11 protein-coding genes and 2 pseudogenes are annotated in these 15,304 nt (G+C 73.4%); 10 read left to right on the top strand and 3 right to left on the bottom strand.

The features are described 5' to 3' along the window. The first annotated feature begins 29 nt into the window (after positions 1-29). From ACQKM2_RS20360 to ACQKM2_RS20335, 6 genes and pseudogenes are all read left to right on the top strand, one after another. Positions 30-722 (top strand): ABC transporter ATP-binding protein, encoded by a 693-nt coding sequence (locus tag ACQKM2_RS20360; RefSeq protein WP_427711526.1) that lies wholly within the window; start codon positions 30-32, stop codon positions 720-722. Next, positions 719-3,079: an ABC transporter permease gene (locus ACQKM2_RS20355; protein WP_427711525.1), complete on the top strand. Its 2,361-nt coding sequence runs from the start codon at positions 719-721 to the stop codon at positions 3,077-3,079. The genes ACQKM2_RS20360 and ACQKM2_RS20355 overlap by 4 nt, the downstream gene beginning before the upstream one ends. Before the next feature lie 365 nt (positions 3,080-3,444). Next, a complete protein-coding gene (locus ACQKM2_RS20350) occupies positions 3,445-3,966 on the top strand; it encodes a hypothetical protein (RefSeq protein WP_427711523.1) in 522 nt (173 codons plus the stop codon). A gap of 94 nt (positions 3,967-4,060) precedes the next feature. Next, complete coding sequence (locus ACQKM2_RS20345; protein ID WP_427711521.1) at positions 4,061-4,243, top strand: hypothetical protein; 183 nt, start codon at positions 4,061-4,063, stop codon at positions 4,241-4,243. A gap of 87 nt (positions 4,244-4,330) precedes the next feature. After that, complete coding sequence (locus ACQKM2_RS20340) at positions 4,331-5,191, top strand: hypothetical protein (protein WP_427711519.1); 861 nt, start codon at positions 4,331-4,333, stop codon at positions 5,189-5,191. 103 nt (positions 5,192-5,294) lie between these two features. After that, positions 5,295-5,642 (top strand): annotated as a pseudogene (locus ACQKM2_RS20335) (transposase); the annotation flags it as partial. Positions 5,643-6,027: 385 nt separating this feature from the next. Here the strand turns inward: ACQKM2_RS20335 and ACQKM2_RS20330 are convergent. Next, positions 6,028-6,849 (bottom strand): annotated as a pseudogene (locus ACQKM2_RS20330) (helix-turn-helix domain-containing protein); the annotation flags it as partial. A gap of 75 nt (positions 6,850-6,924) precedes the next feature. Between ACQKM2_RS20330 and ACQKM2_RS20325 the strand changes: the two are divergent. From ACQKM2_RS20325 to ACQKM2_RS20310, 4 genes are all read left to right on the top strand, one after another. Then, positions 6,925-7,803: an alpha/beta fold hydrolase gene (locus ACQKM2_RS20325; RefSeq protein WP_427711517.1), complete on the top strand. Its 879-nt coding sequence runs from the start codon at positions 6,925-6,927 to the stop codon at positions 7,801-7,803. Between the two features lie 18 nt (positions 7,804-7,821). Then, positions 7,822-8,943, top strand: a complete 1,122-nt coding sequence (locus ACQKM2_RS20320) for an FAD-dependent monooxygenase (RefSeq protein ID WP_427711515.1) — start codon at positions 7,822-7,824, stop codon at positions 8,941-8,943. 131 nt (positions 8,944-9,074) lie between these two features. Next, positions 9,075-10,382 (top strand): M48 family metalloprotease, encoded by a 1,308-nt coding sequence (locus ACQKM2_RS20315; protein ID WP_427711514.1) that lies wholly within the window; start codon positions 9,075-9,077, stop codon positions 10,380-10,382. A 385-nt stretch (positions 10,383-10,767) separates the two neighbouring features. Further along, positions 10,768-11,493 carry an SDR family oxidoreductase gene (locus tag ACQKM2_RS20310; RefSeq protein WP_427711512.1) on the top strand — a complete coding sequence of 242 codons (726 nt, stop codon included), beginning with the start codon at positions 10,768-10,770 and terminating at the stop codon, positions 11,491-11,493. A gap of 210 nt (positions 11,494-11,703) precedes the next feature. Here the strand turns inward: ACQKM2_RS20310 and ACQKM2_RS20305 are convergent, their stop codons facing one another. After that, positions 11,704-13,026 carry a protoporphyrinogen/coproporphyrinogen oxidase gene (locus ACQKM2_RS20305; RefSeq protein ID WP_427711510.1) on the bottom strand — a complete coding sequence of 441 codons (1,323 nt, stop codon included), beginning with the start codon at positions 13,024-13,026 and terminating at the stop codon, positions 11,704-11,706. Then, the gene (gene shc / locus ACQKM2_RS20300; RefSeq protein ID WP_427711508.1) at positions 13,019-14,956 is read right to left on the bottom strand and encodes a squalene--hopene cyclase; all 1,938 of its coding nucleotides are present in this window, start codon (positions 14,954-14,956) and stop codon (positions 13,019-13,021) included. Before shc ends, ACQKM2_RS20305 begins: the two co-directional genes overlap by 8 nt. Positions 14,957-15,304 lie beyond the last annotated feature (348 nt).

The following is a 15,304-nucleotide window of genomic DNA, read 5'->3' as shown; positions in this document are numbered from 1 at the left end:
CCCGACGACCGCCCGACCCTGGAGGACCCATGACCGGCAACCCCCTCATCGACATGCACGAGGTGACCAAGACGTACGACACGGGCCCGCCGGTACTGGCCGGCCTCACCCTGCGGGTGGAGGCAGGCGAGGCACTGGCCGTACTGGGCCCCTCCGGCAGCGGCAAGTCGACCCTGCTCAACCTGATCGCCGGCCTGGACCGGCCGAGCGCGGGCAGCGTCACCGTCGACGGAGTGCGGGTGGACGAACTGACCGAGACCGCGTCGGCGAAGTACCGGCGCTCCCGGGTCGGGATGGTCTTCCAGTTCTTCAACCTCCTCGACGACCTCACCGTCCTGGACAACGTGCTGCTGCCGGCCCAGCTCGCGGGCATGCCCAGCACCGAGGCCGCGGCCCGGGCAGCCGAGCTCCTCGCACACCTCGGGATCGACCGGCACACCCGGGCCCACCCCGGCAGGCTGTCCGGCGGCGAACGGCAGCGGGTCGCGGTGGCGCGGGCGCTGATGAACCGTCCGAGACTGCTGCTCGCCGACGAGCCGACCGGAGCCCTGGACAACGTCTCGGGCGAGGACGTACGCGACCTGCTGCGCCGACTGAACGCCGACGGGCAGACCATCGTGCTCGTCACGCACGACCTGGCGCTGGCCGAGTCGTGCGCGACCCGCACCATCGAGCTCGTCGACGGGCGCATCGCGCGCGACGTCAGGGCGGTGGCGCGATGAGGCGGACGGGCGCCCTCGGGCGCGTGGTGCGCGCCGGGGTGGGGCGCAGGCGCGCGCAGAGCGCGGTGATGGCGCTCACCACCCTCATCTCGGTGGCCGCGGCGGTGCTCGCCGGCGGGCTGCTGGTCGCCTCGCAGGCTCCCTTCGACCGGGCCTTCGCCCGGCAGCAGGGGGCCCACCTGACAGTGCGGCTCGACGCCTCGGTGGTGTCCGGGACGCAGGCCGCGGCGACCGGGCGGGTGCCCGGAGTGGAAGCCGTGGCAGGCCCGTTCGACGCGGCCTCCGTACGGCTGAGTCCGGAGGGAGAACTGCCGCCCGGCTTCCAGCCGCCACCGCTGACCGTGGTCGAGCGGTCCCCGGCGGGCGGCGAAGTGGACCGGATCGACCTCGTCGACGGCCGCTGGGTCACCGCGCCCGGCGAGATCGTGCTGGAGAGGGGAGCGGGACTCCCGAGGATGCGGCCCGGAGAACGACTGGCGGCCGCCGACGGGACCGGGCTGACAGTGGTCGGCATCGCCGAGTCCGTGGGCGAGAGCGCGGATGCCTGGGTCCTGCCCGGACAACTGGCCGCACTCGCACCGGAACGGACGGGCCACCAGATGCTGTACCGGCTCACCGGCCCGCACACCGCCGGCGCCGTCACCCGAGCCGCGGACGCGGTGACCGCCGCACTCCCGCCGGGCGCCGTCACCGGCACCCAGTCCTACCTCGACGTACGCCGGGCCGCCCAGGAGAACACGGCGGCCTACATCCCCTTCGTGACCGCCTTCGCCGTGCTGGGCCTGGCCATGTCGGTACTGGTGATCGGCATCGTCGTCAGCGGCGCGGTCGGCGCCGCGACCCGGCGGATCGGCATCCTCAAGGCCCTCGGCTTCACTCCGCTCCAGGTGGGCCGGGCCTACGTGGCCCAGGCGCTGCTCCCGTCCGCGGTGGGCGCCGCACTCGGCGTGGCGCTCGCCAACATCCTGGCCGTTCCCCTGATGGCGCAGCTGGCCGAGTCCTACGGGACGGCGGCGGTACTGATCCCCGTATGGGTGGACCTCGTGGTGCCGGCCGGAGCACTGGCCGTGGTGGCGGCCACCGCGCTGCCACCCGCGCTGCGGGCGGCACGGCTGCGTACCGCGCAGGTGATCGGCGCGGGGCGGACGGCGTCCACGAGCGGGTGCCTGCGCCGGACGGGGCACCTCCTCGGCCGACTGCCGCTGCCGCGTCCGGTCAGTCTCGGCCTGGCGGGCCCCCTCGCCCGCCCCGCGCGCTCGGCGACGATGGCCGCCGCCGTCGCCTTCGGAGCGCTCGCGGTCACCTTCGCGGTGGGTTTGGGATCCACGCTGAACGCCGTCCAACGGGACGGGGACCCGGACCGCGGCGGCGACGTCACGGTGCGCACGCTGGGCGGCCCCGGCGACGGTCCGGCACCCTCACCGCCCCGCGAGCCGGCGGACCCGGCGGCGGTGGCCGCGGCCATCGCCGGCCGGCCGGAGACCGCCTCCTGGTACCGGACCGACCGTGCCCGGGTCTCCGTGGCCGGGCTGAACGGCGGAGTGCCACTGGTGGCCCACCAGGGCGAGGTGCCCGACGCCGACCACACCATGGTGAGCGGACGCTGGTTCGCCGCCCCGGGCGAAGCCGTCGCAGCCACCCGCTTCCTTGAGGCCACCGGCGTTCACGTCGGCTCCACCGTGACGGTGTCGGAGCGGGGGAACGACATCCGGCTGCGGATCGTGGGGGAGGTGTTCGACCTCGGCGACGAGGGGATGGCCCTGCGTACCGACCGCGCGTCGGTCGGCGCACTGGAAGGCCGTTACCTGCCGGGCAACTTCACGGTCAGGCTGACCACGGGCACGGACGTCGGCCGCTACGTCGACGACCTCAACGCCGCGCTGAAGCCGCTCGGCGCCCGTGCCGAAGCCGCGGGACCCGGAAAGTCCAGCGTGATCCGCGCGATGCAGGCCCTGATCGCGATGCTCACGCTCATGCTGGTGGCAGTTGCCTGCCTGGGGGTCCTCAACACCGTGGTCCTGGACACCCGTGACCGGGTGCGCGACCTCGGCGTGCTCAAGGCCTTGGGGATGACCCCCCGGCAGACAGTCACCCAGGTCTTCACCTCGGTCGGCGTCATCGGCCTGGCCGCGGGAGCCGTCGGCGTGCCGCTGGGCACGGCCCTGCACGGCCGCGTGATGCCGGCGATGGGCCGTGCGGCCGGTACCACGATCCCTCCGGCGGCCATCGACGTGTACGGTCCTCCACTCCTGGCGGCACTGACCCTGGCCGGCTTGTCGATCGCCGTGGCGGGCGCCCTGCTTCCGGCCGGCTGGGCCGCGCGGACGCCAACGGCCAGAGCCCTGCGGACGGAGTGATCCACGCCGTGGGGGTGCGGCGTCGATGGGCCGGCTCATGCCGCGGCCTCCCGCCCCGCCGCAGCACGGTGGTGCCCGCCCCGGCGGGGGCCTGCGCGAGTGCGGCGTAGGTCTGCTGCCACGCCTGTTGCAGGGTGATCAGGTCCTCGGGGAAGCGGAACGGGGTGCTCACCCTCCAATGGAAACACGTGTTCGAATGTATGTGCGAGCGACCCGCCCGGTCACCGGTCCGGTGCAGGGCTCCTGTCCTGCGCCGTCGAACCTTGATCATCGCCATCGAGGTTTGATCGGCGGCTGAGGAGTGACGTTCGGCAGGTGCCCGCGATCTCTCCTCGCGCGCGCCTCCCTGACGGCAGAATCCCCCCATGGACTCAGGGGTTGCGGCAGTCATAGGCGCGGCTGTGGGAGTGGTGGGCACTGCTCTCGCGGCCGGCGTGGCAGGGTTGTCGGCTCAACGGCAGGTCAAGGCAGAGCACCGGCATTGGCGCCGTCAGCTTCGCCGCGACGCGTACTCGGTCTTCACGGCCAAGGCGGATGACCTGCACAGGCTGTTGAAGGAGATCAGCACCGAGCTGTCCCTGCCAGGGGCGGACCTCAACGCCGCTCGCGAAAGGCTGGCTGCCACGCGGGAAATGCTTCGTGGCGGCCTCGCCGATGCTCAGGCGACGGTAGAGATCGAAGGCCCGGAGAAGCTGGCCCGTATGGCGGAGGAGCTGGTTCGATCGCTCTCGGCCTGCGTCGCTGCCCTCAGCGCAGATGCCCTTGGACAGGGCGCCGGCGATCCTTCCGCAGCGGACCCCCAAGGTGCCAGGCGGCGGTTTCTGGATCACGCATTGTCGAAGCGCACCCAGTTCGTCGACCAGGCGCGAAGGACCATCGACGTCTGAAGCCATCGGCCCGGCACCTCCGGTGCTCAAGCCTCGGTGGCACGCGCTCGGTCACCGGGCGCCGCTGTTCACCTCGTCCGGGCCGGGCGGGTCAGTGGTGGTGCAGACCCGGCGCGGGGCGCTCGTCCAGGACCGGTGGCCGGACCCGGTGGCCGCCGCCGAGGCGCAGCTCCCCGCCGGCCTGGTCCTGGACGGCGAGCCGGTGGTCTGGGACATCGAGGCCGACGCGCTGTCGTTCGGAGCGTTGCAGCCGCTGATCGACCGGCCACCCCCGTAGGCCCGCCGCCCGCCGCCCGCCCCGAACCGCCGCCGCGCGCGGCGGGCCTTCCCCCTCGGGAGCCGCCCACGGGGCTACGCTCGCGGCGTGGGACACCCCGAGCAGCGCGCCGAAGGCGCGGGACCCTTCACCACCCGGCTCACCTGGCACCGCCCGGAAGGGGGAACGGTGGTCTGGGAGTCACGGGTCGCGCGCCGGCGCGGAGCGCTGTCCGTCCCCGGCCCGGGGGACTCGCTCACCCTGTCCCCGGCGGCCGACGACGAGGCCCTCGGCCGGCTGCGCAGGCTCAACGCCATCGCCTCGGTCGCGTTCGTCATCGGCGGAGCCCACTTCGCCCTCGGCGCGGCCGTGGCCCAGTTCGGCTCGGGCGACCCGCTGGAGAGCGCCTCGATCTACTTCGCGGGAGGCCTCTTCTTCAACACCGGGGGCTACACCTCGTTGCTCCAGGTCCTCAACGCACCCCAGCACTCCCGGGGTGGCGGCCCGCTGGTCACCAACCGCTGGAGGTGGTGGGGGTACGAACCGATGCGCCTGGCCTGGCTGAGCGCCTTCGCGCTCTTCGCGGGGACGCTCGTGTTCGGCGTCAACCTGCTGGACTCCTTCCTCCAGGGGCTCAGCGTCCAGCAGACCAACCGGCTGATCTGGACCCCCGACGTGATCGGATGCCTGCTGTTCCTGGCCTCGGGGCACCTCGCGTTCGTCGAGATCTGCCACCGCTCCCGGCCCTGCCTGCGCTCACGCAGCCTGGGCTGGTGGGTCGTGGCGGTGAACCAGCTCGGATCGGTGCTCTTCATGGTCTCGGCACTGGCCGCCTTCACCCGGCCCGCCACGGGAAGCCTGGTCAACACCGACATCGCCAACTGGGGCACGCTCACCGGCGCCCTGTGCTTCTCGGTCGGCGGCGTCCTCCAGGCCTTCGAACGGCCCCAGGGTCCGTCGTCGAAGTGATCTTGGGTTGTGGATCGCGGGATGGTGCCACGCCGCCGTGAACTGTCCGATGCCCAGGGGGAACCCGTGCAGCCGATGATGCCCCGGCCCCGCGTCGGGGCGGCCGCGGCTGGACGACCGGACGGTCCACAACGGGATCGTGTGGAGGTTCCGGACCGGGGTCGCCTGGCGGGATGTGCCTGAGCGATACGGGTCGTGGGCCGGCCTCCACACTCGCTTCCGGCGGTGGGCGGCGGACGGCACGTTCGAGCGGATGCTCCAGGCCGCCCAGGCCGACCCGGACGCTGCCGGTGGCATCGAGTGGCTGGTCCCGGTCCTTCACGGACTTCACCGTGGCCCGACCTGCCTGACCTGCCTGACGCCGGCGTCCTCCTCGGCACCGACCGGTACCAGTGCGGGCACTGATCGGCAGAGCCGGCGGCACGGATACCGCGCGGGCGCGGCCGCGTGAGATCCAGGAGCGGCACGGCTCGCCGTCGGCCGGGGAGGGCCGGACGGCCGAGGCCCATCAGGAGTGGGAGGCGGCGCGGCCGTTCCGGTTCGCGACCTACGGCAGGCCTGATTCCCTGGAACTGTCCCAGCGACGGGCTTCACCGGCAGGCGCCGCCGCATGCCGGCCCGTTGCAGGCGGCCACGTCCCGCTGTCCGGTGGTGCCCGAGGGCGGTTGCCGGCTGGTGGTGGTTCCGGTCCGGCGGGGCGTCGGGCAGAGGGCGGCGGACCGTTCGAGGTGCCCGGGAGTTTCGCCGCCGGCGCGGAGCCGGGCTTTGGGGCCAGGTGGGCGGGGCGGGGGTGGCGGCATGTGGGGGGCACGGCGGACGCCAGGCGGCCCAGGCGGTGGCCACGCGATGTCGTCCACGGTGAGGAACGGCTCGTCGACCATCTTCGCCGGGGTTGATCCGGTGAACGCCACTACGTCCCGGTGCAGGTGGGACTGGTCGGCGTAGCCGGTTTCGGCCGCCACCCGGGCCGCTCCTTCACCCGCGACCAGCCGGTGGGCCGCACGGTCGAAGCGGACCAGCTTCCCGGCCTGCTTCGGTGGCAGACCGAGCTGGGAGCAGAAGCGGGACCACAAACGCTTACGGCTCCATCCGACCTCGGCCGCGAGTGAGCCGATACGAACCGCACCGTGGCTGACGACGATCCGGTGCCAGGCCTGCGCGACCTCCGGCTCCACCGGCGGCCCCGCCTCCCTCCGCCGGGCGAGCAGGACGTCCACCAGCGCGAAGCGCTCCTGCCACGACGGGAGACCGGCGAGCCGTTCGCAGAGCCGCGACGCCTCCCCCCGGCCCCACACGTCGTCCAGCGGCACGGCCGCGCCGTCGAGGTCGGCGGGGGAGGAGCCCAGGACCGCGCGGGCGATCACCGGCGACAGCCGGACCTGGACGCACTCGAGGTCCCGCCCCCACGCCCGGACCGCGCCTCCGGCCCCGAGCCCGGGCCCCGTGACGAGACTTCCCCGCTGCTGCCCCCGATCGTGGTCGAGGACGGGTGAACCGGCGCCGAAGTCGAGGAGCAGCGTCACGGCGGGATGCGGGACGATCCGGAGCGGGTCCAGGTCACGGACCCGGAACCCGGCCATGCCGACACCGGTCAGCCGGCTGGGCCGGCGCGGACGCGCCACGTCCCACATGACCGCACCGTGCTCGAACGCATGCATCGTTCCATGCTACGGCGCGGCGCCCGGGGAACATTCGTCCAATCCTCGGGCGTGCGCGACGCCGACAGTGGAACCATGACCGCTTCAGACGACGACCTCAAAGCGAGCGGTGCCGACGGCGCCGACGGCGCCGATGCCACCGGGCAGCACTCGTTCCTGCTGCCCTTGGACGACGGCGACATCCACGTGTGCGAGGACGGCCCGCGCGACGCCCCCGCCCTCCTGCTCATCCACGGGTCCGCTTCCTCGTCCCGCTCGTGGAACCCGATGGTTCCGCTGCTGAGCCCCTCCCACCGGGTCATCCGCGTCGACCTGCTCGGGCACGGCAGGTCGGCCAAACCCGCCGACCGCAGCTACGCGCTCCCCGACCAGGCACGCCGGGCCGGCCTGGTCCTCGACCGGCTCGGCGTCGAGCACGCCGTCGCCGTCGGCCATTCCAGCGGCGGGACGGTGGCCACCGCCCTGGCCGAGGAGCGGCCCGACCTGGTCACCGCCCTAGCACTCGTCAACACCGGTCCCGGGCTCGACGCCTTCGTCCCCTCGGAGACCGCCGCGATCGACCCGTCGCGGTGGCCGCCGGCCGACGAGCAACTCCGCGCGTTCGCGAGCACCGGTGTCAGCCGGGCCGGCTACCGGATCCCCGACGAGCTGCTGGACGACGTACGCGCCATGACCCGTCACACCTTCACCGCCACGATGACCGCCACCCGCTCCTACCTGGAGCAACGCCGGCTGCCGGACCGGCTGGAAGTACTCGGCAAGCCGCTCCTGGTGGTCTTCGGCCAGGACGACCGCAGGTGGCGTTCCTCCTCGGCCTCCGACTACCGCGCCGTACCTGGTGCGCAGGTCGTGCTGCTGCCTGGCCTGGGCCACTCGCCCCTCCTCGAAGACCCACCGCGCACCGCCGCCCCCCTGCTGGCCTTCACCGCACTCCACGCCGTACAGGGGGCCTGAATGGAAAGGACGAAGCCCATGAGGGTCCGGATCCTCGTCTCCGGGGCGGGCGTCGCCGGGCCGGTCCTGGCCCACTGGCTCACCCGGTACGGCTTCTGCGTCACCGTCGTCGAGCGCGCGCCGGCCCCGCGCAGGACCGGCGGCCACGCGGTCGACCTGTTCCGGCCCGCGATGGACATCTCCCAGCGGATGGGCCTGCTCCGGCGCATCGAGGAGCGGGCCGTGGGCACCCGCCGGATGACGGTCCATCAGGAGGGCGCGCGCCGTCCGGTCCGGGCGGACCTCTCCCGGATCTTCCGTGCCACGTCCGGCCGGCACGTCGAGATCATGCGCGACGACCTGACCGGGATCCTCCACGACGCCACGCGGGACGACGTCGCCTACGTCTTCGGTGACTCGATCACCGCGATCTCGCCCGACGGCGAGGTGTCGTTCGAGAACGCAGCCCCCCGCCGCTTCGACCTCGTCATCGGCGCGGACGGCCTCCACTCCAACGTGCGCCGACTCGTCTTCGGCGACGAAGCCCGCTTCGGCACCTCCCTCGGCGCCCATCTGGGGGTGATGACGCTGCCGAACACCCGCGGACTCGACGGTGAGCTGCTCCTGCACGTCGGTGTCGGCCGCACCGCCGGCATGTACGGCGTGAGCCACATGGGCGACGCCAGGGTGCTGTTCCTCTTCCGAGGCGTACCCGAGTCCGAGCACCCCCGTGGCGTGCCCCGGCAGAAGGAGCTGCTGCACGCCGCGTTCACCGGTATGCACCCGGACGTCGACCGCTGGCTGGACGGGCGCCCGCCTGGTCGCGGCCCTGCCCCCGGGCCCAGCCCGCGCCCTGCTCCGCCTCACCTCCGGGACGGCGCGCCTGCACGACTCCATGGCCGTCGACGACTACGCCCCGACCGGCTGAACCGGATCCGGTTGGCGCCTCCGCGGCGTCAAACCGCACCGGGTCTGCTGGACGCCGTCCTGGTCCGACCGGAGACGGTGGCCGACCGGGCCGTCGACGGGCCGGCGGACCCGGCAGCCCCCTCCTGCGGCGGCCGGGCCCCTCGTGGTGGCTGTCGGCGCCGTCTGAGAAAGGGCACCAGTACGGTCGGCGTGTTGACGTACGCACGGAGTGTTCCGAGGGCGATCTGCTGATCACGGCGCGGCTCCCCGACCGGCCCGAAGGCCTGCGTTGTCGCAGGTGGAATCGGGTTGGCTCGCACCGGACGGGCACTTATGCTGCCTCGGTCGCAGCTCCAGGGGGACCTGCGGCGAGGGAGGGGAACGTGAGCGTCATCAGCGGGAAGTCCACCGCGCCGCCGGTCCGGGAGTGCCCGGCGTGCGGCGAATCGGTGCCGGTGGACGAGACCTACGTCGAATGGTGCGCGGCGTGCGACTGGAACGTGGATCCGGGTGCTCCGGACCCCGAGCTCGGCCGGATCGCCGCCTTTCGCCGGCGCCTCGCGCACACGCACGGGGAACAGCTGGCGGCGGAGCTGGCGCGGGGTCCGGAGCAGGGGAAGCCGCGCGGTACGTCCGCTTCGGCATTGCTGGCGCAGGGCGTGTCCATGGTGGTGCACTCCCTGACCGTGCTGCTGGCGGTCGGCGGGGTGCTCCTGATCGTCCTGGGCTGGGAGACCGGTGTGCAGCCCGTGGTGGGGGCGCTGTTCCTAGGCCTCGCCGCCGTCCTGCGGCCCCGGCCGGGGCGGCTGCCGAAGGACGCGCCGGTGCTTTCGCGGGCCGATGCCCCCGAGCTTTTCGGCCTGGTCGACGAGGTCGCGGCAGCCCTCGGCACGGGTGGTGTGCGCGCTGTGGTCGTGGAGCCGACGGCCAACGCCGGGGTGACCACGTACGGGCTGCGGCAGCACCGGGTGCTGTACCTGGGGCTCGGCTTGTGGGAGGTCCTGACGGCGCAGGAGCGGGTCGCGCTGCTGGGCCATGAGCTGGGCCACTTCGCCCACGGGGACACCAGGCGGGCCGGGTTCACCGTCGGTGCGCTGCACTCGCTGTCGGTCTGGTACTACCTGCTGGCGCCGACGCCGCCGGCGGGTCTGCTGGACCGGTTCGTCAACGCGGTCGTGTTCCTGCCCCGGTGCGCGGTCCTCGGGCTGCTGCGGCTGCTCGACGCCCTGACGCTGCGCGCCTCGCAGCGGTCGGAGTACCTTGCCGACGCGAGCGCGGCCCGTGTCGGTTCGACGGCCGCGGCCGTCGCCCTGATGGACTGGCTGCTGATCGCGGGCACGGTCGACGCGGGGCTCCGACGGGAGGCGGTGGCCGCCGGGATGAACGGCGGACGGGCCGGCCGCGAGGCACGCGAGGCGGCGGAGCGGGAGCTGTGGGAGCGGCTGGCCGCCAGGTTCGCGTCGGTGCCGGAGCGGGAGTACGAGCGGCTGAGGCGGGTCGCCGCCCGACGCGGGCACAGTGTCGACTCCACCCACCCCCCGACGCACCTGCGCCGACGCCTCGCGGCCGCGGGTGGTCCGCATCCCGGGCTCGTCTCGTTCACGGGGCAGAGGGAAGAGGCTGTGGCGGCGGAGCTGGCGGCCGCGCGTGCCGTACTGGCGCGCCGGGTCATCCACGACTTCGCCGGCTGAGCCCTGGGGCCCCGCCGGTCCTGCGACGATGAACTGCGGTCGACGCCCGCCGTTTCCCGGTCCCCCGCTGGAGGACCGGGCCCTGCCACAGCGGGAGCCTGGCTGTCCCCGCCTGGCGGCCCCCCGGGTGCCACGCAGGACGAGTCTCCTGCCGGTACCGGCCGTTGGGCAGGGCATGGAGATGCGGGAGCGGTTGCCATTCGGGATTCGGGCCGGGTCGATATGGCGTACGTCCGCAGCGCGGTGGTGCCCGCCCCGGCGGGGGCCTGCGCGAGTTGGCCGGTTGGGCAACACGCTCACCGGACGCAGGCCCTTACTTCATGTCAAACGCCGATATCGGGATCATGTGCCGTATTGCAGTGCATCTCCCGACGAGAGGTACGTCATGAGGTTCGCAGTCATCGGTGGTACCGGGCTGATCGGGTCGCAGGTCGTCAAGATTCTGAACGCCGCCGGTCATGAGGCGGTACCGCACTCGCAGTCCACCGGAGTCGACGTCATCACCGGTCAGGGAGTGGAGGAGGCGGTGGCGAGAGCCGACGTCGTCGTCAACCTGACGAACTCCCCGACCTTCGACGAAGCGTCTCCGGCCTTCTTCCGGACCTCGATGGACAACCTGCTGGCCGCGGCCCAGAAGAGCGGCATCGGCCACTTCGTCATCCTCTCGATCGTCGGCGCGGACAAGGTGCCGGAGCTGGACTACTACCGGGCCAAGGTGCTCCAGGAGGGCGCCCTTGCCGTCGGGCCCATCCCCTACTCGATCGTCCGGGCAACGCAGTTCATGGAGTTCATGGAGGCTGTCCTGTCCTGGACCACCGACGGCGACACCGTCCGGCTGCCTCCCACGCCGATCCAGCCGATCGCCTCCAAGGACGTGGCCAACGCGGTGGCGGAGGTCGCCGCGGGCGACCCGGTGAACGGCATCCACAACATCGGGGGCCCCGAGGTCTTCCCCCTGGACGAGCTGGGCCGGATCACCCTGTCTCACAAGGGCGACAACCGTACCGTCGTCACCGACCCAACAGCGGGCATGTTCGCCGTCGTCAAGGGTGACGTCCTCACCGACATGGACGCTCACCTCGCCCCCACCCGCTACACCGACTGGCTCTAGACGCCGCCCGCCCGCGGCGCCGGCACCGCGGCCGGCCCGCGGGGCACCCGGCCCGGCGAGCCGGCCGCAACCGGTGACGGGTCGGGGCGCGACCTCGACATCGTGGCGGTACTGGCGCACAGCAGCCGCCTCCGGCGCCCGCGCGACGGATCCACCAGCGCCTACGCGGCCCTGCCGCAGCACCCCGCTCCCTGAGCGAGCCGGCGCCGGTCAGTGGGCCAGGTGCCCCAGTGTGACCCGGGCTGCGGTACGGCCGCTGACGATGGCCGCCTCGATGTTCTGGCCGCCCAGGTAGTCTCCGGCCAGGGTCAGGCCGCCGGGCAGAGCGGCGGTCACCTGCCGGATGCGGGCGAGGTGGCCGACGGGGAACTCCGGCAGCGCCTCGGGCCACCGGTCGACCCGGAACGAACGGATCGCGGAACGCCCCTGCGGCAGCAGGGTCTCCGAGGCGCGGGCTCCGGTCATGCGGTGCAGCACGTCCTCGTCCGACGAGTCGCAGAGCAGGGCTCCCGTCGGGCCGCCCGGACTCCAGAGGGTCAGGACGTCCGAGACGTCACCGGGGACGATCCGCATGATGGCGACCGCTGTGTCCCTCCGGCCCATGTCGATGACCCACCGGGCGGGTGAGGAGACCTTGACCGTGAGGTCGCAGTTGAGGACGGCCGCAGAGGCGTAGCGCACCGTGGACAGTGCCTTCTGGACCGGTGGGCCCGTGGGTCTGAGCAGGCGCGCGGCCGCCGACGCGGTGGTGGCGCACACGACGGCGTCGGCGTCGAGGGAGTACGGTCGGCGGCCCGCCGGAGGGTGCACGTCCACACGGTAGGCCGACGCGTTCCCGTCCGCCGGCAGCGGCCCCTCGAAGACGCTGACGGCCTCGTGGCCGAGTCGCACGTCCAGGGTGGCGGCGAGCCGGCCGGGCAGGCGTTCCAGCCCGCCGTCCAGGGTGTCGACGGCGCGCAGGCCGAGGAGGAGCCGGAGGTAGGCGAGCATGACGGCCCGCGACGTGCGGGACGGGCCGGAGAAGAGGAAGGCCCGCATCATCGGGTTCAGGAACCGTGTGACGGCGTCCTGGCCCCAGGCGGGGAACAGAGAGGCGGTGGTGGCCGTGTCGAGCCGGTGGGCGCGGGTCATGTCGCTGAAGGACAGCTCATGGCGGTGACGCAGGACGGTGAGGTAGGCGCGTACCAGTGCGGCCTGTGCCGTCGGGCTCAGATGGCGGCCCGCGAAGAACGAACGCAGGGCCAGCCGCTCCGGCAGTCCGCCGTCGAGGAGCGCGATGTCCAGGGGTACGGGGCGCAGTTGCCCGGCCATGCCCAGCTCGGACAGCAGGTCGCGGGTGTGCCGGTGGGCGTCCGTGACGTACTCGGCGCCGACGTCGACGCGGTGCCCGCCTACCCCCTCGGTGCGGATACGGCCGCCGACCCGCGGTGCGCGTTCCAGGACGGTGACCTGGTGACCGTGCCGCTGCAGGATCGACGCGGCGGTCAGGCCCGCGATTCCGGCCCCGATGACGACGACTCCGGGCTCAGGCACGTACGTGCTCCGCGTCCGCGGGGGCGGCCAGGTAGCGGCCGAGGGCGGTCAGCGGGAACACGTCGCGGTAGGAGTGGTAGCGGATGTAGAAGTCGCCGGGGAAGCCGGTTCCCGTGTACTGCTCCTCGTCCCAGCCGCCGTCGCCGCGCTGTGTGGTGACGAGGTGGCGGACACCGCGCTCGACGGGAGTACCGCCGGCGCGTCCGGCGGCGAGCAGCGCCGGCAGGGCCCAGGCCGTCTGGGAGGGGGTGGAGGTGCCGCGGCCGGTCCAGGCCGGATCGTCGTAGGAACGCGGGTCCTCGCCCCAGCCGCCGTCCGTGTTCTGGTGCCGTACGAGCCAGTCGGCGCCCCGCCGCATCGCCGGATGCCTCCCGTCGAGGCCGGCCGCGGCGAGGGCGGGGAGGACCGCGCCGGTGCCGTACACGTGGTTGACGCCCCACCGCCCGAACCACGACCCGTCGGCCTCCTGGGACGCCAGCAGGTACCGGACCGCCCTGCGGGTGGCGGGTGCTCCCGCTCGCCCCTGGGCGCACAGCATCTCCACCGCGTGTGCGGTCACGTCGGCGGACGGAGGGTCGGTGACCTCGCCGAAGTCGCAGAACGGCAGCCGTCCGACGAGCACCGAGGTGCCGTCGGCGTCGAACGCCCCCCACCCGCCGTCCCGCGACTGCATGCCGAGCACCCAGTTCACGGCCCGCGCCTGGGCCGCGCGTGACCGGCCGGCCAGGGACGGGTCGGCGGGGGCGGCCCGGCCGAGGGCGAGGACGACTTCGGCGGAGTCGTCGACGTCGGGGTAGTGGGCGTTGTGGAACTCGAACGCCCAGCCGCCCGGTTGCAGCTCCGGGCGGCGCACGCACCAGTCCCCGCGCGAACGCGCCTCCTGCCCGAGCAGCCATCGGGCCGCCGCGGTGACCGCCGGGTGGCCGGGGGCGAGGCCCGAGTCCAGCAGGGCGACGAGGGCGAGCGCGGTGTCCCAGACGGGCCCCTGGCAGCCCTCGATCCGGCGGACCGTACCGCCCGGCAGCTCCTCGCGGATGGTGAAGGCGTCGATCCCGTCGACGGCCGACCGGAGGGCGGGGTGGTGCAGCGGGTATCCGAGCAGGTGGAGTGCCAGTACGGAGTACACCCAGGGGGGTTGGAGGCCGCCCCAGCTGCCGTCGGCGTCCTGCCTGAGGAGGATCCACCGCTCCGCCGCGCGCAGGGCGCGTCGCCGCAACGGCTTGTGGCGGTGCGGGACACCGTCCTCCCACAGCCGCAGGAGGGAATCGAGGCGCAGGAAGGCACCGGGCAGGCTCCAGGAAGGGGGTCGCGGCGCCGACGGTGCCGCCGGAGCGTGGAGCTCGGGCACGGTGAAGGGCAGGGTCCGGACCGGCCGGAAGTGGCTGACCGCGGTGAGCGGGAGAACCGTCTGGCGGGCCCAGTAGGCCCAGTCGTACATGTTCAGCGGGGCACCGCGGGGCAGCAGGACCAGCTCGGGCGGCAGGACGGGCAACCGCCGCCACGGCCACAGCCCGAACAGCGCCATCCACATCCGGGTGAACACCCGGCTGGCGGCGATCCCTCCCCGTTCCCGTACCCGGGCGGCTGCCCGGCACATGTGGGGTTCCGCCGGACCATCCCCGGCCAGGCGCAGGGCGACGTAGCCCTCCACGGTCGTGGACAGGTCGCCGGGGCCGCCGCGGAAGACCGGCCAGGACCCGTCCTCGCTCTGCTGGGACCGGATCCAACGGGCCGTCTCCGAGGTCTGCCTCGTGGTTCGGACGCCGAGGAACTCGCGGAAGAGGAGGTCCTCGGCATCCATCGTGATGTTCGCGTTCTGCTCCCCCTTCCACCACCCCTGCGGAGCCTGGAGAGCGAGAAGGCGGCCCTGGGCCCGGCCCACGGCCGCTCGCACCAGGTCCCGGAGGACTCCGTCGTCCATCGGCGACATCCTCGAGCTCCTGGCAGTTGGTGTCGGGCCGTGGAGGGGGCGGGCCGCAGGGTTCACGGCGGTCCGTCGGGCTCCACGGTCGTGATGGTGGCATCGCGGTGACCGCCGCGAAGGGGCGTGAACACGGCTCACCGGGAGCGCCGGGAGCGGAGCGGGTCCGCGAGGAGGTGGAGAACGGTCGCCCGACGCGGGCCTCGACCGTTCCCCGAGGGCATGGACGTACCCAGCGCAACAGATGTGGTGGTATCGCCGATTCGGGTCATCGGCCGGGTTGTCGACGGTGCGCGGCGCGCGGGGTGACTGGGACCGGCAGCTGGTGGCCGGCGGTCCCGGTGCTGTTACGCGGCC

Source organism: Streptomyces sp. NPDC004126 (assembly GCF_050275515.1).
GTDB lineage: Bacteria > Actinomycetota > Actinomycetes > Streptomycetales > Streptomycetaceae > Streptomyces.
Note: the sequence above shows the minus strand (reverse complement) of the source record. Positions and strands in the feature narration are given on the sequence as shown.

What these genes read in the sequence shown, in the direction of transcription:
- shc (WP_427711508.1), bottom strand. Translation starts at nt 14,956, where the DNA reads ATGTCGCCGATGGACGACGGAGTCCTCCGGGACCTGGTGCGAGCGGCC.
- ACQKM2_RS20360 (WP_427711526.1), top strand. Translation starts at nt 30, where the DNA reads ATGACCGGCAACCCCCTCATCGACATGCACGAGGTGACCAAGACGTAC.
- ACQKM2_RS20350 (WP_427711523.1), top strand. Translation starts at nt 3,445, where the DNA reads ATGGACTCAGGGGTTGCGGCAGTCATAGGCGCGGCTGTGGGAGTGGTG.
- ACQKM2_RS20355 (WP_427711525.1), top strand. Translation starts at nt 719, where the DNA reads ATGAGGCGGACGGGCGCCCTCGGGCGCGTGGTGCGCGCCGGGGTGGGG.
- ACQKM2_RS20325 (WP_427711517.1), top strand. Translation starts at nt 6,925, where the DNA reads ATGACCGCTTCAGACGACGACCTCAAAGCGAGCGGTGCCGACGGCGCC.
- ACQKM2_RS20320 (WP_427711515.1), top strand. Translation starts at nt 7,822, where the DNA reads ATGAGGGTCCGGATCCTCGTCTCCGGGGCGGGCGTCGCCGGGCCGGTC.
- ACQKM2_RS20310 (WP_427711512.1), top strand. Translation starts at nt 10,768, where the DNA reads ATGAGGTTCGCAGTCATCGGTGGTACCGGGCTGATCGGGTCGCAGGTC.